Source organism: Pseudomonas ulcerans, assembly GCF_036324125.1.
GTDB lineage: Bacteria > Pseudomonadota > Gammaproteobacteria > Pseudomonadales > Pseudomonadaceae > Aquipseudomonas > Aquipseudomonas ulcerans.
The window spans coordinates 245,939-272,409 of the sequence record NZ_JAZDQN010000003.1 but is presented as its reverse complement, the minus strand read 5'-3'; the positions used below and the strand labels follow the sequence as shown (position 1 = coordinate 272,409).

22 protein-coding genes are annotated in these 26,471 nt (G+C 64.3%); 19 read left to right on the top strand and 3 right to left on the bottom strand.

Annotated elements, in window-relative coordinates; genetic code table 11:
- Positions 1-106: 106 nt before the first annotated feature.
- The 16 genes from mraZ to lpxC all read left to right on the top strand — a co-directional run bounded on the left by mraZ (position 107) and on the right by lpxC (position 17,885).
- Positions 107-562, top strand: a complete 456-nt coding sequence (gene mraZ, locus V0R59_RS04775; RefSeq protein WP_330076645.1) for a division/cell wall cluster transcriptional repressor MraZ — start codon at positions 107-109, stop codon at positions 560-562.
- Positions 559-1,506, top strand: a complete 948-nt coding sequence (gene rsmH / locus V0R59_RS04770; protein ID WP_375547403.1) for a 16S rRNA (cytosine(1402)-N(4))-methyltransferase RsmH — start codon at positions 559-561, stop codon at positions 1,504-1,506. Before mraZ ends, rsmH begins: the two co-directional genes overlap by 4 nt.
- Positions 1,503-1,796 (top strand): cell division protein FtsL, encoded by a 294-nt coding sequence (gene ftsL / locus V0R59_RS04765; protein ID WP_330076646.1) that lies wholly within the window; start codon positions 1,503-1,505, stop codon positions 1,794-1,796. The genes rsmH and ftsL overlap by 4 nt, the downstream gene beginning before the upstream one ends.
- The gene (locus V0R59_RS04760) at positions 1,796-3,523 is read left to right on the top strand and encodes a peptidoglycan D,D-transpeptidase FtsI family protein (protein ID WP_330076662.1); all 1,728 of its coding nucleotides are present in this window, start codon (positions 1,796-1,798) and stop codon (positions 3,521-3,523) included. Before ftsL ends, V0R59_RS04760 begins: the two co-directional genes overlap by 1 nt.
- Entirely contained in the window at positions 3,523-4,986 is a 1,464-nt protein-coding gene (locus V0R59_RS04755) for a UDP-N-acetylmuramoyl-L-alanyl-D-glutamate--2,6-diaminopimelate ligase (RefSeq protein ID WP_330076647.1), read from the top strand. The genes V0R59_RS04760 and V0R59_RS04755 overlap by 1 nt, the downstream gene beginning before the upstream one ends.
- Positions 4,979-6,346, top strand: a complete 1,368-nt coding sequence (locus tag V0R59_RS04750; RefSeq protein WP_330076648.1) for a UDP-N-acetylmuramoyl-tripeptide--D-alanyl-D-alanine ligase — start codon at positions 4,979-4,981, stop codon at positions 6,344-6,346. Before V0R59_RS04755 ends, V0R59_RS04750 begins: the two co-directional genes overlap by 8 nt.
- Positions 6,346-7,428, top strand: coding sequence for a phospho-N-acetylmuramoyl-pentapeptide-transferase (mraY, locus tag V0R59_RS04745; RefSeq protein WP_042122971.1), 1,083 nt, complete (start codon positions 6,346-6,348; stop codon positions 7,426-7,428). The genes V0R59_RS04750 and mraY overlap by 1 nt, the downstream gene beginning before the upstream one ends.
- Before the next feature lie 5 nt (positions 7,429-7,433).
- Positions 7,434-8,780, top strand: coding sequence for a UDP-N-acetylmuramoyl-L-alanine--D-glutamate ligase (gene murD, locus V0R59_RS04740; RefSeq protein ID WP_330076649.1), 1,347 nt, complete (start codon positions 7,434-7,436; stop codon positions 8,778-8,780).
- Positions 8,777-9,994: a putative lipid II flippase FtsW gene (ftsW, locus tag V0R59_RS04735; protein ID WP_375547404.1), complete on the top strand. Its 1,218-nt coding sequence runs from the start codon at positions 8,777-8,779 to the stop codon at positions 9,992-9,994. The genes murD and ftsW overlap by 4 nt, the downstream gene beginning before the upstream one ends.
- The gene (gene murG / locus V0R59_RS04730) at positions 9,984-11,063 is read left to right on the top strand and encodes an undecaprenyldiphospho-muramoylpentapeptide beta-N-acetylglucosaminyltransferase (RefSeq protein WP_330076650.1); all 1,080 of its coding nucleotides are present in this window, start codon (positions 9,984-9,986) and stop codon (positions 11,061-11,063) included. Before ftsW ends, murG begins: the two co-directional genes overlap by 11 nt.
- A complete protein-coding gene (murC, locus tag V0R59_RS04725; RefSeq protein ID WP_330076651.1) occupies positions 11,056-12,510 on the top strand; it encodes a UDP-N-acetylmuramate--L-alanine ligase in 1,455 nt (484 codons plus the stop codon). Before murG ends, murC begins: the two co-directional genes overlap by 8 nt.
- Entirely contained in the window at positions 12,507-13,466 is a 960-nt protein-coding gene (locus V0R59_RS04720; RefSeq protein WP_330076652.1) for a D-alanine--D-alanine ligase, read from the top strand. Before murC ends, V0R59_RS04720 begins: the two co-directional genes overlap by 4 nt.
- A 4-nt stretch (positions 13,467-13,470) precedes the next feature.
- Positions 13,471-14,340 (top strand): cell division protein FtsQ/DivIB, encoded by an 870-nt coding sequence (locus tag V0R59_RS04715; protein ID WP_330076653.1) that lies wholly within the window; start codon positions 13,471-13,473, stop codon positions 14,338-14,340.
- 15 nt (positions 14,341-14,355) lie between these two features.
- On the top strand, positions 14,356-15,609 hold the full coding sequence (ftsA, locus tag V0R59_RS04710; protein ID WP_330076654.1) for a cell division protein FtsA: 1,254 nt from the start codon (positions 14,356-14,358) through the stop codon (positions 15,607-15,609).
- A 55-nt stretch (positions 15,610-15,664) separates the two neighbouring features.
- The gene (ftsZ, locus tag V0R59_RS04705; RefSeq protein WP_042122979.1) at positions 15,665-16,861 is read left to right on the top strand and encodes a cell division protein FtsZ; all 1,197 of its coding nucleotides are present in this window, start codon (positions 15,665-15,667) and stop codon (positions 16,859-16,861) included.
- Positions 16,862-16,973: 112 nt separating this feature from the next.
- Positions 16,974-17,885 carry a UDP-3-O-acyl-N-acetylglucosamine deacetylase gene (gene lpxC / locus V0R59_RS04700; protein WP_042122980.1) on the top strand — a complete coding sequence of 304 codons (912 nt, stop codon included), beginning with the start codon at positions 16,974-16,976 and terminating at the stop codon, positions 17,883-17,885.
- Between the two features lie 47 nt (positions 17,886-17,932).
- Here lpxC and V0R59_RS04695 read toward each other — a convergent pair whose 3' ends face one another.
- Positions 17,933-18,406 carry a DUF721 domain-containing protein gene (locus V0R59_RS04695; RefSeq protein WP_330076655.1) on the bottom strand — a complete coding sequence of 158 codons (474 nt, stop codon included), beginning with the start codon at positions 18,404-18,406 and terminating at the stop codon, positions 17,933-17,935.
- A 280-nt stretch (positions 18,407-18,686) separates the two neighbouring features.
- Here V0R59_RS04695 and secA point away from each other — a divergent pair, with 280 nt between their 5' ends.
- The 3 genes from secA (at position 18,687) to V0R59_RS04680 (ending at position 23,763) form a co-directional block, all read left to right on the top strand.
- Positions 18,687-21,419: a preprotein translocase subunit SecA gene (gene secA, locus V0R59_RS04690; protein WP_330076656.1), complete on the top strand. Its 2,733-nt coding sequence runs from the start codon at positions 18,687-18,689 to the stop codon at positions 21,417-21,419.
- Between the two features lie 120 nt (positions 21,420-21,539).
- On the top strand, positions 21,540-22,757 hold the full coding sequence (gene argJ / locus V0R59_RS04685) for a bifunctional glutamate N-acetyltransferase/amino-acid acetyltransferase ArgJ (RefSeq protein WP_330076657.1): 1,218 nt from the start codon (positions 21,540-21,542) through the stop codon (positions 22,755-22,757).
- A 61-nt stretch (positions 22,758-22,818) separates the two neighbouring features.
- On the top strand, positions 22,819-23,763 hold the full coding sequence (locus V0R59_RS04680; protein WP_330076658.1) for a Nudix family hydrolase: 945 nt from the start codon (positions 22,819-22,821) through the stop codon (positions 23,761-23,763).
- A gap of 104 nt (positions 23,764-23,867) precedes the next feature.
- Here V0R59_RS04680 and V0R59_RS04675 read toward each other — a convergent pair whose 3' ends face one another.
- Entirely contained in the window at positions 23,868-24,428 is a 561-nt protein-coding gene (locus V0R59_RS04675; RefSeq protein WP_330073315.1) for a cob(I)yrinic acid a,c-diamide adenosyltransferase, read from the bottom strand.
- Between the two features lie 3 nt (positions 24,429-24,431).
- The gene (locus V0R59_RS04670; RefSeq protein ID WP_330073316.1) at positions 24,432-26,462 is read right to left on the bottom strand and encodes an ATP-binding protein; all 2,031 of its coding nucleotides are present in this window, start codon (positions 26,460-26,462) and stop codon (positions 24,432-24,434) included.
- Between the last annotated feature and the right edge of the window lie 9 nt (positions 26,463-26,471).

Sequence of the window (26,471 nt, the reverse complement as noted above, 5' to 3'; positions counted from 1 at the left end):
CCTTGACGGTGCGGTGGGCGGATTCCTATAGTGTGCGCAAGTGGCAGAAAGTGGCATGAAGTGGGTTTTCAGACACAAAAAAGCTAACATTTAGGGAAGCGCAGCCGTGTTCCGCGGAGCAAACGCAATCAACCTCGACGCCAAGGGACGTCTCGCCATGCCGAGCCGGTACCGTGACGAGCTTGATTCGCGCTGCTCGGGGCAATTGATCGTGACGATCGACGCTGTGGATCCGTGCTTGTGTGTGTACCCGCTCGATGAGTGGGAGCTGATCGAAGCCAAATTGCGCGCCTTGCCGTCGTTACGCGAAGAGAACCGCCGCCTGCAGCGTCTGCTGATCGGCAATGCGGTGGATCTGGAGCTGGACGGCAGCGGGCGTTTTCTGGTTCCGCCGCGTCTGCGCGAGTACGCCAAGCTCGACAAGCGCGCGATGCTGGTGGGGCAACTGAACAAATTCCAACTGTGGGACGAGGATGCCTGGAATGCTGTTTCTGCAGCGGACCTGGCAGCCATTCAACAACCGGGCGCGATGCCCGATGAACTGCGTGATCTGATCCTGTGACTATCGATAGCGGCTTTAACCACATCACTGTGCTACTGAACGAAGCCGTGGAGGCTCTTTCAGTGCGCGCCGATGGCTGCTATCTGGATGGCACCTTCGGGCGCGGCGGTCACAGTCGTCTCATCCTGGAAAGTCTCGGCCCGGAGGGTCGCCTGCTGGGGTTCGACAAGGATCCTCAAGCGATTGCCACCGGGCAAGCGCTGGCGGCCGAAGACGGCCGCTTTGTCATTGTGCAGCGCAGTTTTGCCGAACTGGGCGAGGAGGTCGCTGCGCGCGGCCTGGCCGGCAAGGTCAGCGGCGTGCTGTTCGACCTCGGTGTGTCGTCGCCACAGCTGGACGACCCTGAGCGCGGCTTCAGCTTCCTCAACGACGGCCCGCTGGACATGCGCATGGACCCGAGCCGTGGCGTCAGCGCCGCCGAGTTCATCGCCAGCGCGCCTGAAGAAGAAATCGCCCGGGTCTTCAAGGAATACGGCGAAGAGCGTTTCGCCAAGCGCATGGCCCGTGCCGTGGTCCTGCGTCGCGAAGAGCAGCCGTTCACCCGTACTGCCGACCTGGCGGAAGTACTCAAGGTTGCCAACCCGGCCTGGGAAAAGGGCAAGAACCCGGCAACCCGTGCCTTCCAGGGCCTGCGTATCCACGTCAACAATGAGCTGGGCGACCTCGAAACCGGCCTCGAAGCCGCGCTTGACGCTCTGGAAATCGGTGGCCGTCTGGCGGTGATCAGCTTCCACTCGCTCGAAGACCGCATCGTCAAGCTGTTCATGCGCAAGCTGGCCAAGGGCGAGCAGGACAACCTGCCGCGCAACCTGCCGGTCCAGCACAAGCCGTTCGAGCCGAAGATCAGGCTGATCGGCAAGGCCCAGTTCGCGTCCGACGCCGAACTCAAGGCCAACCCGCGTTCCCGTAGCGCCGTCATGCGCGTGGCGGAGAAGCTGCGGTGAGCAGGCTCTATGCCAAGCCTTTGCCAGGCGGGAGCTTCCTGATGCTCTTGCTGTTCATCGGCGTGCTCGTTTCCTCGGTGGCGGTGTCCTACAGCGCGCACTGGAACCGGCAGTTGCTCAACACCTTGTATGGCGAACTCAACGAGCGCGACAAGGCCCAGGCCGAGTGGGGCCGGCTGATCCTCGAACAGAGCACCTGGACGGCGCACAGCCGGATCGAGATCCTTGCCACTGAACAGCTGAAGATGCGCATTCCCGCTGCTGACGAAGTACGGATGGTGGCGCCATGATGAAGCTCGAAGGCGCCCTCTACCCGTGGCGTTTCCGGGTCGTGCTCGGCCTGCTGGGCCTGATGGTCGCTGCCATTTCCTGGCAGATCATCAACCTGCAGGTGATCGACCGTGACTTCCTCAAGGGTCAGGGCGACGCCCGCAGCATGCGGCACATCCCGATTCCCGCGCACCGTGGCCTGATCACCGACCGCAATGGCGAGCCGCTGGCCGTCAGTACGCCGGTCACCACGCTGTGGGCCAACCCCAAGGAAATGCAGGCAGCCAAGGATCGCTGGCCGGCACTGGCCGCAGCGCTCAAGCAGGATCCGAAGCAACTGGCCGAGCGCCTGGAGCAACAGGCGAGCAAGGAGTTCATCTACCTTGTCCGCGGCCTGACCCCGGAGCAGGGGCAGGTGGTGCTGGATCTCAAGGTTCCTGGTGTCTACGGCATCGAGGAATTTCGTCGTTTCTACCCCGCCGGCGATGTGGCGGCGCACATGGTCGGTTTCACCGACCTCGACGACCATGGTCGCGAGGGGGTCGAACTGGCCTATGACGAGTGGCTCGCCGGCGTGCCCGGCAAGCGGCAGGTGATCAAGGACCGGCGTGGTCGCTTGATCAAGGATGTCCAGGTTACCAAGAACGCCAAGGCCGGTAAGACCTTGGCGTTGTCGATCGACCTGCGCCTGCAATACCTGGCCACCCGCGAGCTGCGCAACGCCATTGCCGAGCAGGAGGCGAAAGCCGGCAGCCTGGTGATCATGGATGTGAAAACTGGCGAAGTACTGGCCATGGTCAACCAGCCGACCTACAACCCGAACAACCGTCGCAGCATGTTCCCGGCGGCGATGCGCAACCGCGCGATCATCGACGTGTTCGAGCCGGGTTCGACGGTCAAGCCGCTGTCCATGAGTGCCGCGTTGCAGAGCGGGCGCTGGAAGCCGACCGACAAGGTCGAGGTTTATCCGGGCACCCTTCAACTGGGCCGCTACACCATTCGTGACGTGTCCAAGACCGAGGGCCCGATCCTCGACCTGACCGGCATCCTGATCAACTCCAGTAACGTCGGGATGTCGAAGGTCGCCTTCGATATCGGCGGCGAAGCGATCTACCGGGTGATGTCCCAGCTGGGCCTGGGCCAGTACACCGGCCTGGGCTTCCCGGGTGAGCGCGTCGGCAACTTGCCGAACCACCGTGAATGGCGCAAGGCCGAGACCGCGACCCTTTCTTATGGCTACGGCCTGTCGGTTACCGCCCTGCAACTGGTGCATGCCTACGCCGCGCTTGCCAACGACGGCAAGATGGTGCCGCTGAGCATCCTCAAGGTGGACAAGGCGCCCGAGTCGACCCAGGTGGTACCGAAGGAAACCGCGGAAACCATCCAGCAGATGCTGCAACAGGTGATCGAGGCGCCACGCGGCGTGTTCCGCGCCCAGGTGCCGTCCTATCATGTCGCAGGCAAGTCGGGTACCGCGCGGAAAGCCACCATCGGCTCCAAGGGCTACACCGAAAACGCCTACCGTTCGCTGTTCGCCGGCTTCGGCCCGATGAGCGATCCGCGCTACGCGATCGTCGTGGTCATCGACGAACCGAGCAAGGGCGGCTACTTCGGTGGCCTGGTTTCGGCGCCGGTATTCAGCAAGGTCATGTCCGGCACCCTGCGCTTGATGAACGTGCCGCCAGACAACCTGCCCACGCCACAGCAGCAGGCCGATGCTGCGCTCGCCAAAGGAGGGCGCGGCTGATGACGATGCCACTGAGCAAACTGTTCGCCAATGCCAGCAGCGATCCGCTGATTCGCGAACTGACCCTGGACAGCCGCAACGTGCGGCCTGGCGACCTGTTCCTGGCCGTGCCAGGGGCCAAGGTCGACGGTCGCGACCACATTGCCGATGCGCTGAAGCGCGGTGCGGCGGCGGTCGCCTATGAAGTGCAGGGCGCTACCGTCCTGCCGATCACCGATGCGCCGCTGATTCCGGTCAAGGGCCTGATCGCACAATTGTCGGATATCGCCGGGCGCTTCTATGGCGAGCCGAGTCGGCTGCTGGACCTGGTGGGCGTCACCGGCACCAATGGCAAGACCAGCGTCACCCAGCTGGTGGCCCAGGCCCTGGACCTGCTCGGCCAACATTGCGGCCTGATCGGCACCCTCGGCACCGGCTTCTACGGCGCGCTGCAAAGTGGCCGCCTGACCACTCCCGATCCGCTTGCCGTGCAATCGACCCTCAACGACCTTAAGAAGGCCGGTGCCCGCGCCGTGGCCATGGAGGTGTCGTCCCACGCGCTGGAGCAAGGTCGTGTGGCCGCGCTGGCCTTCGATATCGTGGTGATGACCAACCTGTCCCGCGATCACCTCGACTATCACGGCAGCATGGAGGCCTATAAAGCGGCCAAGGCCAAGCTGTTCGCCTGGCCGAACCTGCGTTGCCGGGTGGTGAACCTGGACGATGACTTCGGTCGCGAGCTGGCTGCCGAAGCGCGCGAGTCGCGCCTGATCAGCTACAGCCTGAAGGATCCTTCGGCGACCCTTTATTGCCGCGAGGCCAGCTTCGACGACGACGGCGTGCGCGCCGTGCTGGTGACCCCGCAGGGCGAGCACATGCTGCGCAGTCGCCTGCTCGGTCGCTTCAACCTGAGCAACATGCTGGCAGCGGTAGGCACCCTGGTGGCGATGGATCATCCGCTGGACGAAATTCTCAAGGTCACCGCCAAGCTGGAAGGGCCGGTTGGCCGCATGCAGCGCCTCGGCGGGGGCAGCAAACCCTTGGTGGTGGTGGATTACGCCCATACCCCGGATGCCCTGGAAAAGGTGCTCGAAGCCCTGCGTCCGCATGCCCGTGGTCAGTTGACCTGCCTGTTCGGCTGTGGCGGCGACCGCGACCGTGGCAAGCGCCCGCTGATGGCGGAAGTGGCCGAGCGTCTCGCCGATCGTGTGATCGTCACCGATGACAATCCGCGCACCGAGGATCCGCAGGCGATCTTCGCCGACATCCGTCCGGGCTTTGCTCATGCCGATGCGGTCGAGTTCGTTGCCGGTCGTGGCGAGGCGATCGCCCTTGTCATCGCCAGTGCCGGCGTTGACGACGTGATCATTCTGGCCGGCAAGGGCCACGAGGATTACCAGGAAATCAACGGTGAACGTCACGATTTTTCCGATTTGGTGGAAGCCGAAAAGACGCTAGCAGTCTGGGAGGCTTCTCATGCTTGAATCCCTGTCCCTCAGCCAGTTGACCGAGGCGTTGCAGGGCCGCCTGGTGGGCGCCGACGCCCGTTTCGATGGCGTCAGCATCGACAGCCGCAAGATTGCGCCTGGCCAGTTGTTCGTTGCCCTGGCGGGACCGCGTTTCGACGGTCACGACTACCTCGATGAAGTCGCTGCCAAGGGCGCCGTCGCAGTGCTGGTGCAGCGTGAAGTGCCAGGTTCCAGCCTGCCTCAGCTGTTGGTGGCCGACACCCGCTTGGCCCTGGGCCAGTTGGGCGCCTTGAACCGTCGAGCGTTCAAGCATCCGGTCGCCGCCATCACCGGCTCCAGCGGCAAGACCACGGTCAAGGAAATGCTCGCCAGCATCCTGGCCACCCGTGGTCCGGTACTGATGACGCGCGGCAACCTGAACAACGATCTCGGCGCACCGCTGACCCTGCTCGAACTGGGGCCGGAGCACACGGCCGCGGTCATCGAGCTGGGCGCCAACCACGTGGGCGAGATCCGCTACACCGTCGGCCTGACCCAGCCCCACGTAGCCCTGATCAACAACGCCGGTACTGCTCATGTCGGCGAGTTCGGCGGGCCGGAAAAGATTGTCGAAGCCAAGGGCGAGATCCTTGAAGGGCTGGGAGAGGACGGCGTCGCGATATTGAACCTGGACGACAAGGCCTTTGGCATATGGAAACAGCGCGCCGGCAAACACGCCGTGCTGACCTTTGCCCTGGGCAATACGGCCGCCGATTTCCACGCCAGCGACATTGCCCATGACGAGCGCGGTTGCCCGTCGTTCGTCCTGCACGCGCCGCAAGGCAGCGTGTCGATCCAGCTCAATCTGCTCGGCACCCATAACATCGCCAATGCCCTGGCCGCGGCTGCTGCGGCGCAGGTCTTCGGCGTGACGCTGCAAGGCATCGCCGAAGGCTTGAATACGGTGCAACCGGTCAAGGGTCGCAGCGTGGCGCAGATGACCGCGAGCGGTACCCGGGTGATCGACGACACTTACAACGCAAACCCCACCTCCATGTGCGCGGCCGTTGATATACTCGCCGGCTTTTCCGGTCGCACCGTCCTGGTGCTCGGGGATATCGGTGAACTGGGCCAGTGGGCCGAGGAAGGCCACATCCAGGTCGGGAGCTATGCCAAGGGCAAGGTCGACGCCCTGTATGCCGTAGGTCCGATGATGGCCCATGCGGTCCGGGCCTTTGGCCAGAATGCCCGCCATTTCACCAATCAAGCTGACCTGATCGACGCTGTTCGCGCCGAGCAGGCCACCAACACCACCATTTTGATCAAGGGTTCGCGTAGCGCTGCGATGGAAAACGTCGTGGCGGCTTTGTGCGATTCCAGCGGGGAGAAACATTAATGCTGCTGCTGTTGGCTGAGTACCTGCAACAGTTCTACAAGGGCTTCGCGGTCTTCCAGTACCTGACCCTGCGCGGGATCCTGGGTGTGCTGACCGCGTTGTCGCTGGCCCTGTGGCTGGGCCCGTGGATGATCCGTACCCTGCAGATCCGCCAGATCGGCCAGGCCGTGCGCAACGACGGCCCGCAATCGCACCTGTCCAAGTCCGGCACCCCGACCATGGGCGGTGCGCTGATCCTCTCCGCCATCGGCGTGAGCACGCTGCTCTGGGCCGACCTGAGCAACCGCTACGTCTGGGTGGTGCTGATCGTCACCCTGTTGTTCGGCGCCATTGGCTGGGTCGACGACTACCGCAAGGTGATCGAGAAGAACTCCCGTGGCCTGCCGAGCCGCTGGAAATACTTCTGGCAGTCGGTGTTCGGCCTCGGCGCGGCTATCTTCCTCTACATGACCGCACCGACCAGCGTGGAAACCACCCTGATCGTGCCGATGCTCAAGGACGTCACCATTCCCCTGGGCGTGGGCTTCGTGGTTCTGACCTACTTCGTCATCGTCGGTTCGAGCAACGCGGTCAACCTGACCGACGGCCTCGACGGCCTGGCGATCCTGCCGACCGTGCTGGTGGGTGGTGCCCTGGGCATCTTCTGCTACCTGTCGGGCAACGTGAAATTCGCCGAATACCTGCTGATCCCGTACGTACCGGGCGCGGGCGAGCTGATCGTGTTCTGCGGCGCGCTGATCGGCGCCGGCCTTGGCTTCCTGTGGTTCAACACCTATCCGGCCCAGGTCTTCATGGGCGACGTCGGTGCCCTTGCACTGGGTGCCGCGCTGGGCACCATCGCCGTGATCGTGCGCCAGGAAATCGTCCTGTTCATCATGGGTGGCGTGTTCGTCATGGAGACCCTGTCGGTGGTCATCCAGGTCGCGTCGTTCAAGCTGACCGGCAAGCGCGTGTTCCGCATGGCGCCGATCCACCACCACTTTGAACTCAAGGGCTGGCCCGAGCCGCGGGTGATCGTCCGTTTCTGGATCATCACCGTGATTCTCGTGCTGATCGGCCTGGCAACCCTGAAACTGAGGTAGAACGCGTGTCCCTGATCGCATCTGATCACTTCCGCATCGTTGTCGGCCTCGGCAAGAGCGGCATGTCCCTGGTTCGCTTCCTGGCGAACCGGGGCGTTGCGTTTGCGGTCGCCGACACGCGCGAGAACCCGCCGGAGCTGGCGACCCTGCGTCGCGACTATCCGCAGGTGGAAGTGCGTTGCGGCGAGCTGGACGTCGAGTTCCTCTGCCGCGCCGACGAGCTGTACGTCAGCCCGGGCCTGGCCCTGGCCACACCGGCGCTGCAGCAGGCGGCGGCACGCGGGGTGAAACTGTCCGGCGATATCGAGCTGTTCGCGCGTAATGTCAAGGCGCCGATCGTCGCCATCAGCGGCTCCAATGCCAAGAGCACCGTGACCACCCTGGTGGGCGAGATGGCCGCAGCGGCGGGCAAGCGTGTGGCGGTGGGCGGCAACCTCGGCACTCCGGCGCTGGACCTGCTCGCCGATGACGTCGAACTGTATGTGCTGGAACTGTCGAGCTTCCAGCTGGAGACCACCGACCAGCTCAACGCTGAAGTGGCCACCGTGCTCAACGTCAGCGAAGACCATATGGACCGCTACAGCGGCCTGCCGGCCTATCACCTGGCCAAGCACCGGATCTTCCGTGGCGCGCGCCAGGTGGTGGTCAACCGCCAGGATGCCCTGAGCCGTCCGCTGCCGGTGGAGGGCCAGCCGTGCTGGACCTTCGGCCTGAACAAGCCGGACTTCAAGGCTTTCGGCCTGCGCGAAGAAGAGGGCGAGAAGTACCTGGCCTTTGAATTCCAGACCCTCATGCCGGTCCGCGAACTGAAGATTCGTGGCGCGCACAACCAGTCCAACGCCCTGGCCGCGCTGGCCCTCGGTCATGCCGTGGGCCTGCCGTTCGAAGCGATGCTGGAGAGCCTGCGCAGCTTTGCCGGCCTGGCCCATCGTTGCCAATGGGTGCGTGAGCTGAACGGCGTCAACTACTACGACGATTCCAAGGCCACCAATGTCGGTGCCGCCCTGGCGGCCATCGAAGGCCTGGGTGCGGATATCGACGGCAAGCTGGTGCTGATCGCCGGTGGCGACGGCAAGGGTGCCGACTTCTCCGGCCTGCGCGCGCCGGTCGCTGCACATTGCCGCGCCGTGGTCCTTCTGGGCCGCGACGCCGAACGGCTCGCCGAGGCGCTGGGTGACGGCGCTCCACTGGTGCGGGTGCAGACCCTGGAAGAAGCCGTGGCCAAATGTGCCGAACTGGCCCTGCCGGGCGACGCCGTGCTGCTGTCGCCAGCCTGCGCGAGCCTCGACATGTTCAAGAACTTCGAAGAGCGTGGGCGCCTGTTCGCCCAGGCCGTGGGAGCGCTGGCATGATCTTCGGCGCCATCAAGCCCTATCCATCGCCGCTCATCAGCGGCCGCGGCATCGACCTGGACTTCCCCTTCCTGGTCGGCTGCCTGGCCCTGCTCGGCCTGGGCCTGGTGATGATCACCTCCGCGTCCTCGGAAGTGGCCGCGGCGCAGTCGGGCAACCCGCTGTACCACATGATTCGCCACCTGATCTACGTGGCCATCGGCGTCGGCGCCTGCATCGTCACCATGATGGTGCCGATCGCCACCTGGCAGCGCATGGGCTTCCTCATGCTGATCGGCGCTTTCGGCCTGTTGGTAGCGGTATTGATTCCCGGGATCGGCCGTGAAGTGAACGGTTCGATGCGCTGGATCGGCTTCAGCTTCTTCAACGTGCAGCCTTCGGAAATCGCCAAGGTCTTCGTCGTGGTCTACCTCGCCGGCTATCTGGTGCGCCGCCAGCAGGAAGTGCGCGAGAGCTGGATGGGCTTCTTCAAGCCGTTCATCGTGTTGCTGCCGATGGCCGGCTTGCTGCTGATGGAGCCGGACTTCGGTGCCACCGTGGTCATGATGGGCTCTGCCGCCGCGATGCTGTTCCTCGGCGGGGTGGGGTTGTTCCGCTTCGGCCTGATGGTGGTGCTGGCGGTGGGCGCGGTGTTCGTCCTGGTGCAGGCCCAGCCGTACCGGATGGCGCGCCTGATTACCTTCACCGATCCCTGGTCCGATCAGTTCGGCTCCGGCTACCAGCTGACCCAGGCGCTGATCGCCTTCGGTCGCGGCGAGTGGTTCGGCGTTGGCCTGGGCAACAGCGTACAGAAGCAGTTCTACCTGCCGGAAGCGCACACTGACTTCGTGTTCTCCGTTCTCGCCGAGGAACTCGGCGTGGTCGGCTCGCTGCTGACCGTGGCGCTGTTCGTCTTCGTCACCGTGCGTGCCCTGTACATCGGCCTGTGGGCGGAGAAGGCCAAGCAGTTCTTCGCCGCCTACGTGGCGTTCGGCCTGGCGTTCCTGTGGATCGGCCAGTTCCTCATCAACATCGGGGTGAACGTCGGCCTGCTGCCGACCAAGGGCCTGACCTTGCCCTTCCTCAGCTACGGCGGCAGCTCCCTGGTGATCTGCTGTGCCTGCGTCGGGTTGCTGTTGCGTATCGAATGGGAGAGCCGTACGCATCTGGGCAGCGAAGAACACGAATTCGACGAAAACGATTTTGCCGAGGAGCCGAATCATCATGGCCGCTGACGGCAAGAACGTATTGATCATGGCCGGCGGTACCGGCGGCCATGTGTTCCCGGCGCTGGCCTGCGCGCGGGAATTCCAGGCGCGCGGCTTCACCGTGCACTGGCTGGGTACCCCGCGTGGGATCGAGAACGAACTGGTGCCGCAGGCCGGCCTGCAACTGCACCTGATCAACGTCACCGGCCTGCGTGGCAAGGGCAAGCTGTCGTTGCTCAAGGCGCCGTTCACCCTGGTCAAGGCGGTGCTGCAGGCGCGCCGGATCATTCGTCAGTTGAAGCCGGTCTGCGTGATCGGCTTCGGCGGTTATGTGACCGGCCCTGGTGGGGTGGCGGCGAAGCTGGCCGGCGTGCCGGTGGTGATCCACGAGCAGAATGCCCGTGCCGGTACCGCCAACCGCATGTTGGTGCCGCTGGCCGGACGGGTCTGTGAAGCCTTCCCGGACACCTTCGATGCCAGTGCCAAGCGTCGCACCACCGGTAACCCGGTGCGTGCCGAGCTGTTCCTGGAGCCGGTCCGCGAAGCCCTCGCCGGTCGGCGTGCGCGGCTGCTTGTGCTGGGTGGCAGCCTCGGCGCCGAGCCGCTGAACAAGCTGCTGCCGCAGGCCCTGGCCCTGGTGCCGGAAAACATCCGGCCCGAAGTGTTCCACCAGGCCGGCAGGAACCACGACCAGATCACTGCCGAGCGCTATCGCGAGGCGGGGATCGAGGCTCAGGTAGAGCCGTTCATCAAGGACATGGCCCAGGCCTATGGCTGGGCCGACCTGGTGGTGTGCCGCGCCGGCGCGCTGACCGTCAGCGAGCTGGCTGCCGCTGGCCTGCCATCGCTGCTGGTGCCGCTGCCCCACGCGATCGACGACCACCAGACCCACAATGCCCATTATCTGGCACGTGAAGGCGCCGCCTTCCTGATGCCACAAGCGACAACTGGCGCAGCGCAGCTCGCTGAACGCCTGAACGAGGTGCTGATGCAACCGGAAAAACTCGACACCATGGCGACCACCGCGCGTCGCCTGGCCAAACCCGCCGCTACCCGCACCGTGGTCGATATCTGCCTGGAGGTGGCCCATGGTTGAGAACCAGAAAGCCATGCCCCAGCCTGAAATGCGCCGTATCCGTCGCATTCACTTCGTTGGTATCGGCGGTGTGGGCATGTGCGGTATCGCCGAAGTGCTGCTGAACCTGGGCTATCAGGTCTCCGGTTCCGATCTCAAGGCCTCGGCGGTGACTGAGCGCCTGGAGTCCTTCGGTGCGCAGATCTTCATCGGCCACCGCGCCGAGAACGCCGCCAGCGCCGACGTGCTGGTGGTTTCCAGCGCCATCAACACGGCCAACCCGGAAGTCGCCACTGCCCTGGAACGCCGTATCCCGGTGGTGCCGCGGGCCGAGATGCTCGCCGAGCTGATGCGCTACCGCCACGGCATTGCCGTTGCCGGTACCCACGGCAAGACCACCACCACCAGCCTGCTGGCCTCGGTCTTTGCCGCCGGCGGCCTGGACCCGACCTTCGTCATCGGCGGCCGCCTGAACGCCGCGGGCACCAATGCCCAGCTCGGCACCAGCCGCTACCTGATCGCCGAAGCCGATGAAAGCGACGCCAGCTTCCTGCACCTGCAGCCGCTGGTGGCCGTGGTCACCAACATCGACGCCGACCACATGGCGACCTACGAAGGCGACTTCAACAAGCTGAAGAAGACCTTCGTCGAGTTCCTCCACAACCTGCCGTTCTACGGCCTGGCCGTGGTCTGCCTGGACGACCCTGTCGTTCGCGAGATCCTGCCGCAGGTCAAGCGCCCGGTGACCACCTACGGCTTCGCCGAGGAAGCCGACGTGCGCGCGATCAACGTGCGCCAGTCGGGCATGCAGACCCACTTCACCGTGCTGCGCCGCGACCGCGCGCCGCTGGACGTGTCGGTGAACATGCCGGGCAACCACAACGTGCTGAACGCCCTGGCGACCATCGCCATCGCCACCGACGAAGGCATCAGCGATGAAGCCATCGTCCAGGGGCTGTCCGGCTTCCAGGGCGTTGGCCGGCGCTTCCAGGTCTACGGCGAACTGCCGGTGGAAGGCGGCAACGTGATGCTGGTGGACGACTACGGCCACCACCCGACCGAAGTCGCCGCGGTGATCAAGGCCGTGCGCGGCGGCTGGCCGGAGCGCCGCCTGGTGATGGTCTACCAGCCGCACCGCTACAGCCGCACCCGCGACCTGTACGACGATTTCGTCCAGGTCCTGGCCGATGCCAACGTCCTGCTGCTGATGGAGGTCTACCCGGCCGGCGAAGAGCCGATCCCGGGCGCCGACAGCCGCCAGCTGTGCCACAGCATCCGCCAGCGCGGCCAGCTCGACCCGATCTACATCGAACGCGGTATCGAACTGGCGCCGCTGGTCAAGCCGCTGCTGCGCGCCGGCGACATCCTGCTGTGCCAGGGCGCCGGTGATATCGGTGGTCTCGCGCCACAACTGTTGAAGAGTCCGTTGTTCGCTGGTGCGGTTGCCAGTCAGGGGAAATCGAAATGACTGCCGAAGCCTACGCCAAGCTGCATTCCACCATCGCACCGAAGGACTTCGGCCGTGTCGCCGTGCTTTACGGCGGCAAGAGCGCCGAGCGCGAAGTGTCGCTCAAGTCCGGTGCCGCCGTGATCGAGGCGCTGACCAGCGCTGGTGTCGACGTGGTGGCCATTGATGTCGGTGACGACCTGCTCGATCGCCTGCAGCGCGAGAAGATCGACCGTGCCTTCATCATCCTCCATGGCCGTGGCGGCGAAGACGGCAGCATGCAGGGCCTGCTGGAGTGCCTGGGCATCCCCTACACCGGCAGCGGCATCCTCGCTTCCGCACTGGCCATGGACAAGCTGCGCACCAAGCAGGTGTGGCACAGCCTGGGTATTTCCACGCCGCTGCACGCCGTGCTGGCCAGCGAGGCCGACTGTATTTCCGCCGGCGCGGAACTGGGCTTCCCTTTGATCGTCAAACCGGCCCATGAGGGTTCCAGTATCGGTATGGCGAAAGTGACCAGTGTCGAGGAATTGATCGCGGCCTGGAAAGACGCCGCCCGTTATGACTCGCAAGTCCTGGTCGAGCAGTGGATCAAGGGGCCGGAGTTCACCGTCGCGGTGCTGCGCGACCAGGTCCTGCCGCCGATCGCCCTGGGTACCCCGCACTCCTTCTACGACTACGACGCCAAGTACCTGGCGTCCGATACCCAGTACCGTATCCCGTGTGGCCTCGACGCTGCCAAGGAACAGGAACTGATCGACCTCACCGCCCGCGCCTGCGACGCCATCGGCATCGCCGGCTGGGGTCGTGTGGACGTGATGCAGGACGAGCAGGGCCGCTTCTGGCTGCTCGAAGTCAACACCGCACCCGGCATGACCGACCATAGCCTGGTGCCCATGGCGGCACGTGCGGCCGGCCTCGATTTCCAGCAACTGGTGCTGGCGATCCTGGCGGCCAGTGTCGAGGCGCGAGGTTAAGCCCATGCAAGGCGCGATGTTACGTCATCAGCAACCCGCCACCGGCCGCAACAAGCCGGTGCCGCGTGGTGCCAGCCGTATGGTGGCCAAGGAGCCACTGGCGTCGCGCCTGCCCAAGCCGAACTTCAGCATCTTCAAGCGACTGTTGTGGCCGGTGCTGCTGGTCGCCGCCGGCTTTGGCGCCTACGAGGGCGCGCAGCGGCTGATGCCGTACGCCGATCGACCGATCACCAAGATCGCCGTGCAGGGCGACCTCAGCTACATCAGCCAGCAGGCGGTGCAGCAGCGTATCGCGCCCTACGTGGCGGCGAGCTTCTTCACCGTCGACCTGGCGAGCATGCGTACCGAGCTTGAGCAGATGCCCTGGATCGCCCATGCCGAAGTCCGTCGGGTGTGGCCGGACGAAGTGGTGATCCGTCTGGAAGAACAGTTGCCGGTGGCGCGCTGGGGCGAGGATGCCTTGCTCAACAACCAGGGCCAGGCCTTCACCCCGCGCGAGCTGGCCAACTACGAGCACCTGCCGCAGCTGTTCGGGCCGCAGCGGGCTCAGCAACAAGTGATGCAGCAATATCAGGTACTGAACCAGATGCTGCGTCCCATGGGCTTTTCGATCGCCCGCCTGGAACTGCGCGAGCGTGGCAGCTGGTTCCTGACCACCGGCGCCGGCAGTGCCGGACCGGGGATCGAACTGCTGCTGGGGCGCGACCACCTGGTGGAAAAAATGCGCCGCTTCATTGCCATCTACAACAAGACGCTCAAAGAACAGATCACGAACATCGCCCGCATCGATCTGCGTTACGCCAACGGTCTTGCCGTTGGCTGGCGGGAACCGATTGCACAGCCCGCGGCCCAACCCGCCGTGGCGAAGAATTAGAGAGAGGCAGGACCCATGGCAAATGCGCATAGCGGAAAAATGATCGTCGGGCTGGATATCGGCACCTCCAAGGTGGTTGCACTGGTGGGCGAAGTCGCCGCCGACGGCACCTTGGAAATCGTCGGTATCGGTACCCATCCATCGCGCGGGTTGAAGAAAGGCGTGGTGGTCAACATCGAGTCCACCGTGCAGTCGATCCAGCGCGCCGTCGAGGAAGCCCAGCTGATGGCCGGCTGCCGGATCCACTCGGCGTTCGTCGGCGTTGCCGGCAACCACATTCGCAGCCTGAACTCCCACGGCATCGTCGCGATCCGCGACCGCGAGGTCAGCTCGGCCGACCTGGAGCGGGTGCTGGATGCCGCGCAGGCCGTGGCCATTCCGGCCGACCAGCGGGTGCTGCACACCCTGCCGCAGGACTACGTGATCGACAACCAGGAAGGCGTGCGCGAGCCCCTGGGCATGTCCGGCGTGCGTCTGGAGGCCAAGGTCCACGTGGTGACCTGCGCCGTCAACGCTGCGCAGAACATCGAGAAATGCGTGCGTCGCTGCGGCCTGGAAATCGACGACATCATCCTCGAGCAACTGGCCTCGGCCTACTCGGTGCTGACCGATGACGAGAAAGAACTGGGCGTATGCCTGGTGGATATCGGCGGCGGTACCACCGACATCGCCATCTTCACCGAAGGCGCGATCCGTCACACCGCGGTGATCCCGATTGCCGGCGACCAGGTGACCAACGACATCGCCATGGCGCTGCGCACCCCGACCCAGTACGCCGAGGAAATCAAGATCCGCTACGCCTGCGCCCTGGCCAAGCTGGCCGGTGCCGGCGAGACCATCAAGGTGCCGAGCGTTGGCGACCGTCCGCCGCGCGAGCTGTCTCGTCAGGCCCTGGCCGAAGTGGTCGAGCCGCGCTACGACGAGCTGTTCACCCTGATCCAGGCCGAACTGCGTCGCAGCGGCTACGAGGACCTGGTGCCGGCCGGCATCGTGCTCACCGGTGGTACCTCGAAGATGGAGGGCGCGGTGGAACTGGCCGAGGAAATCTTCCACATGCCGGTGCGCCTTGGCGTGCCGCACAGCGTCCGCGGCCTGAGCGACGTGGTCCGCAACCCGATTTATTCCACTGGCGTGGGCCTGCTGACCTACGGCCTGCAGAAGCAGTCCGATGGCGTGCCCGTGCCAGGTATTCGAAACGACAGCTATGGCGATGAACCAAAGGCTCCTGTGCTTGAGCGTTTCAAGCGTTGGGTCCAGGGCAACTTTTAAGTTTCAAAGCAGTAGTGGTAGGCGCAAAAACTAGAGAAATGAAAGGAGAGGGAAAATGTTCGAGCTCGTAGACAACGTCCCGCAAAGTCCGGTCATCAAGGTGATCGGCGTCGGTGGCGGCGGTGGCAACGCCGTCAACCACATGGTCAAGAGCAGCATTGAAGGCGTCGAGTTCATCTGCGCCAACACCGATGCTCAGGCCCTGAAAAACATCGGTGCGCGCACCATCCTGCAACTGGGTACCGGCGTGACCAAGGGCCTGGGTGCTGGCGCCAATCCGGAAATCGGCCGCCAGGCCGCGCTGGAAGACCGCGAGCGTATCGCCGAGGTGCTGCAGGGCACCAACATGGTCTTCATCACCACCGGCATGGGTGGTGGTACCGGTACCGGTGCCGCGCCAATCATCGCCGAAGTGGCCAAGGAACTGGGCATCCTCACCGTTGCGGTGGTGACCCGTCCGTTCCCGTTCGAAGGCCGCAAGCGCATGCAGATCGCCGACGAAGGCATCCGCGCTCTGGCTGACAGCGTCGACTCGCTGATCACCATCCCGAACGAGAAGCTGCTGACCATCCTGGGCAAGGACGCCAGCCTGCTGTCGGCCTTCGCCAAGGCTGACGATGTACTGGCCGGTGCCGTCCGCGGTATCTCCGACATCATCAAGCGTCCGGGCATGATCAACGTCGACTTCGCCGACGTGCGCACCGTCATGAGCGAGATGGGCATGGCGATGATGGGTACCGGCTGCGCCAGCGGTCCGAACCGTGCACGCGAAGCCACCGAGGCGGCGATCCGCAACCCGCTGCTGGAAGACGTCAACCTGCAGGGCGCCCGCGGCATCCTGGTCAACATCACCGCAGGTCCGGACCTGTCGCTGGGTGAATACTCCGACGTGGGTAGCATCATCGAGGCGTTCGCGTCCGATCATGCGATGGTCAAGGTCGGTACCGTGATCGATCCGGACATGCGCGACGAGCTGCACGTCACCGTGGTCGCCACCGGCCTGGGTGCGAAGATCGAAAAACCGGTCAAGGTCATCGACAACACCCTGCAGGCTGCGGCCGCGCAAGTGTCGACCCCGGCTCCGGCGCCTGTGCGCAACGAGCAACCGGCCGTGAACTACCGCGACCTGGAGCGTCCTACCGTGATGCGCAACCAGACCCACGCGGGTGCTGCAGCGGCTGCCAAGCTCAATCCACAGGACGATCTGGATTACCTGGACATCCCGGCTTTCCTGCGTCGTCAGGCCGATTGATGGAATTTATCAGGGGTATTAGGGTGATTGGTGTTCAGCAAAGGCGGGGTCTGTTATCATCCCCAGCCTTTGTTGATACCAGTTCGCAATCTGTGCTGAAGCGGCCAATGCCATGATTAAACAACGCACCCTGAAAAATATCATCCGTGCCACAGGTGTCGGCCTGCACTCCGGGGAAAAGGTTTACCTGACCCTGAAACCCGCGCCTGTGGATACCGGCATCGTATTTTGCCGAGCCGACCTCGATCCCGTGGTGCATATCCCTGCCCGTGCGGAAAACGTCGGCGAGACCACCATGTCGACCACGCTGGTCAACGGCGATACCAAGGTAGACACGGTTGAGCACCTGCTCTCGGCCATGGCTGGCCTGGGCATCGATAACGCCTACGTCGAGCTCTCCGCCTCCGAAGTGCCGATCATGGACGGTAGCGCGGGCCCCTTCGTATTCCTGATTCAATCTGCCGGCCTGGAAGAACAGGACGCGCCGAAGAAATTCATCCGCATCCTGCGTGAAGTGACAGTGGAAGACGGCGACAAGCGCGCCACTTTCCTGCCGTTCGACGGGTTCAAGGTGAGTTTCGAGATCGATTTCGACCACCCGGTGTTCCGCAACCGGACCCAGAGCGCCAGCGTCGACTTTTCCAGCACCTCGTTCGTGAAGGAAGTCAGCCGCGCCCGCACCTTCGGGTTCATGAGCGACATCGAGTACCTGCGCAAGCACAACCTCGCCCTCGGCGGCAGCGTGGAAAACGCTATCGTGGTGGACAAGGATGGTGTACTGAACGAAGACGGTCTTCGCTATGAAGACGAGTTCGTCAAGCACAAGATCCTCGACGCCATCGGTGACCTCTACCTGCTGGGCAACAGCCTGATCGGCGAATTCCGTGGCTTCAAGTCGGGTCACGCGCTGAACAACCAGCTGCTGCGCAAGCTGATCGAGGAGAAGGACGCCTGGGAAGTGGTGACCTTCGAAGATGCGAGCACTGCACCGATCTCCTATATGCGTCCGGTTGCCGCTGTATAAGCTCGAATCCTCTCTCTAGTTTGAAGGCCACCCTCGGGTGGCCTTTTTTATTCCGCTTGCGGTTTGTCCTTGTTGCTCTTCCTGTGACTGGCCAGCCGTTCGAGGGCTGCGCGCAGGTTCGGATCACTGATCCCTTCCGCTGTAGCCTGGATGGTCTCCGCCGACTTGTCGGAGATATCGATGACATGGCTCGGACCGCGCACCGTCGTGGCGACCGGCTGGACCTTGAACAGGATCCTGCTCAGGTTCACGAACGCATCCAGTTGCTGCAACTGCCGCTGCAGGCGCTTCTGCTGGTAGCGCAGGCGGGTCGCCCAATGCCCGTCGGTGACGATCAGCAGCAAGGTCCCCTCGCGCCACGACGCCACATGGCAATGCTCCCGTGCAGCGGGCTGCAACTGGCTTTCCACCAGGCGCTGCAACTGCGCCAGGCGCTGCGCCTGGTTGAACAGCGCTTTCAGCGGACGGGCTTCGCGCAACAGCGTGCCTGGGGCGCGAGCGGGGGAGGGGCGATAGGCCATGGTGACACCTGGAAAGACGATCCAGGCATCTTAACAGATCACCCGCGAGGGGCTGGAGAGCCGCTATCCACGTGAATCTTGATCCACGCGGGTTGAAGTTGACGAAAAAGCCCTTATTGTAAAAAAGCCCCGTCACAGCGCTGTGCCAGCATCGTGGAACTCCACCACTTTCCTCACCATCGTTTCCGGGTAGAATGCTCGTTCGCATGCGGCCTATAAGCGCTGCACGGGCGACTCACGGGGCCGCCCTCCATCCCTACGTGTGGAAGATCCTGCCGATATGTTTGCGCCTTTGTTAAAGAAACTCTTTGGAAGCAAGAACGAGCGTGAAGTCAAGCGCATGCTCAAGACGGTCCAGATCGTCAACGGCTTCGAAGAGCAGATGGTGGCCCTCTCCGATGAACAGCTGCGGGGCAAGACCGCCGAGTTCAAAGAGCGCCTGGCCAAAGGCGAGACCCTCGACCAACTCCTGCCCGAAGCCTTCGCCGTCGCCCGCGAGGCCGGCAAGCGGATCATGGGCATGCGCCACTTCGACGTACAGCTGATCGGCGGCATGACCTTGCACGAAGGCATGATCGCGGAAATGCGTACCGGTGAGGGCAAGACCCTGGTGGCGACCCTCGGCGTATACCTCAACGCCCTGTCCGGCAAGGGCGTGCACGTGGTCACGGTCAACGACTACCTGGCCCGTCGCGACGCCAACTGGATGCGTCCGCTGTACGAATTCCTCGGCCTCACCGTCGGCGTCGTCACGCCGTTCCAGCCGCCGGAAGAGAAGCGCGCCGCCTACGCCGCCGATATCACCTACGGCACCAACAACGAGTTCGGCTTCGACTACCTGCGCGACAACATGGCGTTCAGCATGGACGAGAAATTCCAGCGCGAGCTGAATTTCGCCGTGATCGACGAAGTCGACTCCATCCTGATCGACGAGGCGCGGACTCCGCTGATCATTTCCGGCCAGGCCGAGGACAGCTCCAAGCTGTACATCGAGATCAACAAGCTGATCCCGCGCCTGACCCAGCACATCGAGGAAGTGGAAGGCCAGGTCACCCAGGAAGGCCACTTCAAGATCGACGAGAAGAGCCGCCAGGTCGAGCTCAACGAAGCCGGTCACCAGTTCATCGAGGAGATGCTCACCCAGGTCGGGCTGCTGGCCGAGGGCGAGAGCCTCTATTCCGCGCACAACCTGGGCCTGCTGACCCACGTCTACGCCGGCCTGCGCGCGCACAAGCTGTTCCACCGCAACGTCGAGTACATCGTCCAGGACGGCCAGATCCTCCTGATCGACGAGCACACCGGCCGTACCATGCCGGGCCGCCGCCTCTCCGAGGGCCTGCACCAGGCCATCGAGGCCAAGGAAAACCTGAATATCCAGGCCGAAAGCCAGACCCTGGCCTCGACCACCTTCCAGAACTACTTCCGCCTGTACACCAAGCTGTCCGGCATGACCGGTACCGCCGATACCGAAGCGTTCGAGTTCGCCCAGATCTACGCCCTCAACGTGATGGTCATCCCGCCGAACAAGCCACTGGCGCGCAAGGACTTCAACGACCTGGTGTACCTGACCGCCGACGAGAAATACGCCGCGATCATCGCCGACATCAAGGAAAGCATGACCCAGGGCCGTCCGGTCCTGGTCGGTACGGCGACCATCGAAACCTCCGAGCACATGTCCAACCTGCTCAAGAAGGAAGGTATCGACCACAAGGTCCTTAACGCCAAGTACCACGAGAAGGAGGCCGAGATCATCGCCCAGGCCGGTCGTCCGGGCGCGCTGACCATCGCCACCAACATGGCCGGTCGTGGTACCGACATCCTGCTGGGCGGCAACTGGGAAGTCGAAGTGGCTTCCATGGAGAACCCGACCCCCGAGCAGATCGCCCAGATCAAGGCCGACTGGCAGAAGCGCCACCAGCAGGTGATCGAGTCCGGTGGCCTGCACGTGATCGCCTCCGAGCGCCATGAATCCCGTCGTATCGACAACCAGTTGCGTGGTCGTTCCGGCCGTCAGGGCGACCCGGGTTCCAGCCGCTTCTACCTGTCGCTGGAAGACAGCCTGATGCGCATCTTCGCCTCCGACCGGGTGAAGAACTTCATGAAGGCCCTGGGCATGCAGTCCGGCGAGGCCATCGAGCATCGCATGGTGACCAACGCCATCGAGAAGGCGCAGCGCAAGGTCGAAGGTCGCAACTTCGACATCCGCAAGCAGCTTCTCGAATTCGACGACGTGGCCAACGAGCAGCGCAAGGTGATCTACCACATGCGCAACAGCCTGCTGGCCGCAGAGAACGTTGGCGACACCATCGCCGAGTTCCGCCAGGAGAGCCTCGACGCCACCTTCAGCCAGCACATTCCGCCGCAATCCCTGCCTGAGCAGTGGGACGTGGCCGGTCTGGAAGCATCGTTGGCCAGCGATTTCGGGGTGAAACTGCCGATCCAGCAATGGCTCGACGACGACGAGAAGCTGTACGAAGAGACGCTGCGCGAGCGCGTCCTGAAGGAACTGGTCGACGCCTACAACGAGAAGGAAGACAGCGCCGGTGCCGAAGCCCTGCGTACCTTCGAGAAGCAGATCCTCCTGCGCGTCCTCGATGACCTGTGGAAAGACCACCTGTCGACCATGGACCACCTGCGCCACGGCATCCACCTGCGTGGTTATGCGCAGAAGAACCCGAAACAGGAGTACAAGCGCGAGTCGTTCACCCTGTTCCAGGAACTGCTGGATTCGATCAAGCGCGACACCATCCGCGTGCTGTCCCACGTCCAGGTCCGCCGCGAGGACCCGGTCGAGGAAGAAGCCCGTCTGCGCCGCGAAGCCGAGGAACTGGCCCAGCGCATGCAGTTCCAGCACGCCGCCGCTCCGGGCCTGGAAGGCGCCGAGCAGCAGGAAGAGGGCGCTGAAGTGGCCGTCGCCACGCCTGCCCGCAACGACCTGAAACTGGGCCGCAACGAGCTGTGCTGGTGCGGTTCCGGCAAGAAGTTCAAGCACTGCCACGGACAGATCAACTGATCCAGCCGTGTCACGCTGAAACCTGAACACCGCGCCGCGACCGGGTCATCCCGTCGCGGCGTTGTTCCATTCCAAGCGCCGTTGACGAGAAGACGGCGATTTTTTTCTAGGAGCGCTTTCATGGCTGTTGGTCTTGGTCCTTTGCCAACGTTGCACCCGGTTCCCGGTTTCGAACTCGGCATCGCCTCTGCGGGCATCAAGCGCCCGGGGCGCAAGGATGTGGTGGTGATGCGCTGTGCCGAAGGCTCCAGCGTCGCCGGCGTCTTCACCCTGAACGCCTTCTGCGCTGCCCCGGTGATCCTCGCCAAGCAGCGCGTGCAGGGCACCGTGCGCTACCTGCTGACCAACACCGGTAATGCCAACGCCGGCACCGGCGCCCCGGGCCTGGCCGCCGCCGAGCGCACCTGCGCCAGGCTGGCCGAGCTGACCGGAGTCGACGCCAGCGCCGTGCTGCCGTTCTCCACCGGCGTGATCGGCGAGCCGCTGCCGGTCGAGAAGATCGAAGGCGCGCTGCAGGCCGCGCTGGACAACCTGTCCGAGAACAACTGGGCCGAAGCCGCCACCGGCATCATGACCACCGACACCCTGCCCAAGGGTGCCAGCCGTCAGTTCCAGCATGAAGGCGTGACCATCACCGTCACCGGCATCAGCAAGGGTGCTGGCATGATCCGTCCGAACATGGCCACCATGCTCGGCTACATCGCCACCGACGCCAAGGTCGCTCCGGCGGTGCTCAAGGACCTGATGCTGGACGGCGCCAACAAGTCGTTCAACCGCATCACCATCGATGGCGATACCTCGACCAACGACTGCTGCATGCTGATCGCCACCGGCAAGGCCGATGTCGCCGAGATCACCGAGGCCAGCGGCCCGCTGTTCGAAGCGCTGAAAAAGGCAGTGTTCGAGGTGTGCATGGAAGTGGCCCAGGCCATCGTCCGTGACGGCGAAGGTGCCACCAAGTTCGTCACCGTGCAGGTCAACGGCGGCGGCAACCACCAGGAGTGCCTGGACGTCGGCTACGCCGTGGCCCACTCGCCGCTGATCAAGACTGCGCTGTTCGCCTCCGACCCGAACTGGGGCCGGATCCTCGCCGCCGTCGGCCGTGCCGGCGTGCCGAACCTCGACGTAAGCCTGATCGACGTGTACCTGGACAGCGTCTGCATCGCCTCCAAGGGCGGCCGCAGCGCCACCTACACCGAAGACCAGGGCGCCGCAGTGATGGCCCAGGAAGAGATCACCATCCGTATCGAGCTGGGCCGCGGCCAGTGCAACGAGACCATCTGGACCACCGACCTGTCCCACGAGTACGTGAAGATCAACGCGGAATACCGCACCTGATCGAACGCCGCCGTTGCGCCTGTCGCGACGGCGGCATCCTTTCATCAGACGGAGTTCGAAGTTGAAACGGATTCATGTCGCCGCCGCCGTCATTCGTGGCGCGGATGGCCGTATTCTCATCGCCCGGCGTGGCGAAACCCAGCATCAGGGCGGCCTCTGGGAGTTTCCCGGGGGCAAGGTCGAAGCTGGCGAAGCCGTGCAGACCGCCCTGGCCCGCGAGCTGCGCGAAGAGCTGGGCATCGAGGTGACCGCCGCGCGGCCACTGATCAAGATCAAGCACGACTACCCGGACAAGCAGATCCTGCTCGACGTCTGGGAGGTCAGCGCCTTCACGGGCGAGCCCCATGGCGCCGAAGGCCAGCCGCTGGCCTGGGTCGCACCGCGTGACCTGGCCGATTACGAGTTCCCCGAGGCCAACCGGCCGATCGTCGCGGCAGCACGCCTGCCAGGCGAATACCTGATTACCCCGGATGACCTGGAAGTCCCGCAGATGCTGCGCGGCATTCAGAAGGCCATCGCCGGTGGGATCAAGCTGGTGCAACTGCGCGCGCCGAACATGTACGACCCCAAGTACCGCGATGTCGCGGTGGACGCGGTCGGGCTCTGCGCGGGCAAGGCGCAACTGATGCTCAAGGGACCGCTGGAGTGGCTGGGAGATTTCCCGTCTGCCGGCTGGCACCTGACCTCGCAGCAACTGCGCAAGTACGCGGCCAATGGTCGTCCTTTCCCCAAGGACCGCTGGTTGGCAGCGTCCTGCCACAATGCTGAAGAGCTGGCATTGGCCGAGCAGATGGGCGTGGACTTCGTCACCCTGTCGCCCGTGCAGGCCACCCAGACACACCCGGATGCTCAACCGCTGGGCTGGGATGCGGTGCAGCAGATGATCGACGGCTTCAACAAGCCGGTGTTCCTGCTGGGTGGCGTAGTTCCGAACGAGCGCGAGCGGGCCTGGCAGGTCGGCGCGCAGGGTGTGGCCGGCATCCGCGCGTTCTGGCCGGAGATCTAGAGAGCGATATGCCCTTGTGGGAGCGGGTTTACCCGCGATTACGTCGGTGAATTCACCACCGCAATCGCGGGTAAACCCGCTCCCACAAAGGACTGTGTTCCGCTTCAGGGTTTGGCGGCAGCCTGCCAGAGGATTTCGCCGATGCCCTGGCGGCGGGCGATCAAGCGTGCTGCTACGAACAACAGATCCGAAAGCCGGTTGATATACGCCAACCCAACCCCCTCCAGCGGCTCCACCGCATTCAACTGCTGACACCGCCGCTCCGCACTCCGCGCCAGGCTCCGGCACACATGCGCCTGTGCCACCAGCATCGATCCTCCTGGCAGGATGAAGTTCTCCAGCGGCCCCAGCTCCTCGTTCCAGCGATCGATGGCCGCCTCCAGCCGCTCTACCTCGGCCGCGTCCAGCGCCTGGTAGCTGGGCATCGCCAGCTCTCCGCCCAGATCGAACAGGCGATGCTGACAGGGCGCCAGCACCTCGACTACTTCCTCCAGCCCTTGTTCGGCCAGGCCGGCCAGCAACACCCCCAGCTGACTGTTGAGCGTATCCACCTCGCCGATGGCTTCGATGCGCGGGTGATCCTTGGGCACCCGGCGACCGTCGCCGAGCCCGGTCTCGCCCTTGTCACCGGTGCGTGTGTAGATCTTCGACAGGCGAAAGCCCATGGTTCAAGACTCCAGTTTGCTCGGGCTCGGCAGCGGCGTGGCGATCAGCGGCAGGCGCAGGGTGAAACAGGTGCCCTGGCCCGGGGTCGACTGCACTTCCATCTGGCCCTTGTGGTTGTTGGTGATGATGAAGTACGAGACGGACAGGCCAAGGCCGGTGCCCTGGCCGATTTCCTTGGTGGTGAAGAACGGCTCGAAGGTGCGCTTGCGCACTGCCTCGGGCATGCCGACGCCGTTGTCTTCCACCTGGATCTCCGCCCATGGCGGGTTCAGGCGGGTGCGCAGGGTAATGCGGCCCGGCTCGCGGTTGTCCTCGCGCAGGTGAATGGCCTGGGCGGCGTTCTTCAGCAGGTTGAGCAGCACTTGCTCCAGCTCGTTGGCGGTGCCCGGTACCGGGCCCAGCTCGGGGTCGAACTGGCGGACGATGGCCTGGCCCTTGAAGTCGAAACCGATGGCCAGGTCGAAGTCGTTGCCGGCGATCTCCACCGCCTGGTCGATCAGCGCCGGCAGGTCGCAAGGCGCCATCTGCCGGTTGCTGCGCCGGCTGAAGCTGAGCATGTGGGTGACGATCTTCGCCGCCCGGGCCCCGGCCTGCTGGATGCCGTCGAGCAACTGCGGGACCTGGCGGGTGTCCAGGTACTGGTTGACCGTCGCCAGGTCGATGCCGGTCTCGTTGGCGCTTTCCAGGTTCTTCGGCAGGTCTGGCGACAGGCGCCGGCGAATGTTCTGCACGTTGTGCAGGATCGCGCCCAGCGGGTTGTTGATCTCGTGGGCCATGCCCGCGGCGAGTCCGCCGACGGAGAGCATCTTTTCCGACTGCACCATCATTTCCTCCAGCGACAGGCGCTGGGTGATGTCGTCGATGCGGATCACCACGCCGCGTCCACCGCCGCCCATCAACGGGTAGAAGGTCAGGGCGTAGTGGCGGGTGTCGTCGCCGCGGGTCCAGGTCACCCGTTCGATCTTCGCCACCCGGTGTTTCTCTACGCTTTCCTTGAGCTGCGGGAGGAACGGCTTGAGCGGTTCGAAGGCGAGGAAGATCGGCTGGTTCAGCGCTTCGTCCAGCGGCGTCCCGGAGAGGACACTGGCTTCCTGGTTCCATTGGGTGACATAGAGCTGCTCGTCGAGGGCGATCAGCGCCGAGGGCATGGAGTCGATGATGCTGTTCAGGTAGTTCTGGAAGCCGGTGAGCTTGCGCTCGATCTTGCTGCGGACCTGCACCTCCAGCTCCAGCTTGCGGTTGGTGTGGCGGGTTTCCTCGGCCAGGCCCTGGGCCTGGTCGAAGGCGCGCTGGAATTCGTCACGCGCGCGCTTGAGCTGTTGCTCGCGAGCCTCGATGCGCGACAGCATGGTGTTGAAGGCTTCGGCCAGGCTGCCGATCTCGTCGTGGTTGCCGGGGGCGGCGCGCAGGGCGTAGTTCTCTTCCCGGGTGACCTGGCGCGTCAGCTGTTCCAGCTGGTAGATCGGCTGGGTGATCAGGCGCTTGATCTGGCGGGCGATGATCATCCACAGCAGCACGCTGAACACCAGGATGCCAAGGCTGGCGGTGAGGGTGCCGGTGTAGAAGGCGGTGGGCAGTTCGCTGCTGGCCACCAGCAGCAGGTGGCCAGGCGGGCTGCCAGGGCGCGGCAGGCGCACCAGCTGGGTGCTGCGGAATTCGGTCAGGCGCCAGCTTTCGATATTGCGAAAGCGTTTGGGCAGGGCGATCGGTTCGCCATGCTGCAGTTGCGCCAGCAGCTTGCCGTCCGGGCCGTACAGTGCGGCGGCACGCAGTGGGGAGTAGGTGTCCAGTTCGTCCAGCAGGCGGTTCGCCGCTTCCGGTGAGTCAGTGGCTTCTTGTGCCATCTGCGGGTTGGACACCAGCCGGCCGATGGTCTGCAGGGCTTGCGGGGCCATGGCCTCCTGGGAAATCCAGTAGGCGGCGCTGATGAAGGTGAGGTTGGCCACCAGCAGGATGGTGATCAGAAGTACCAGCAGGGCGGCCAGCAGTTTCTGGCCGACCGGCAGGTTTTCCAGGCGTTCGCGCAAGGGCATGGTGAAGGC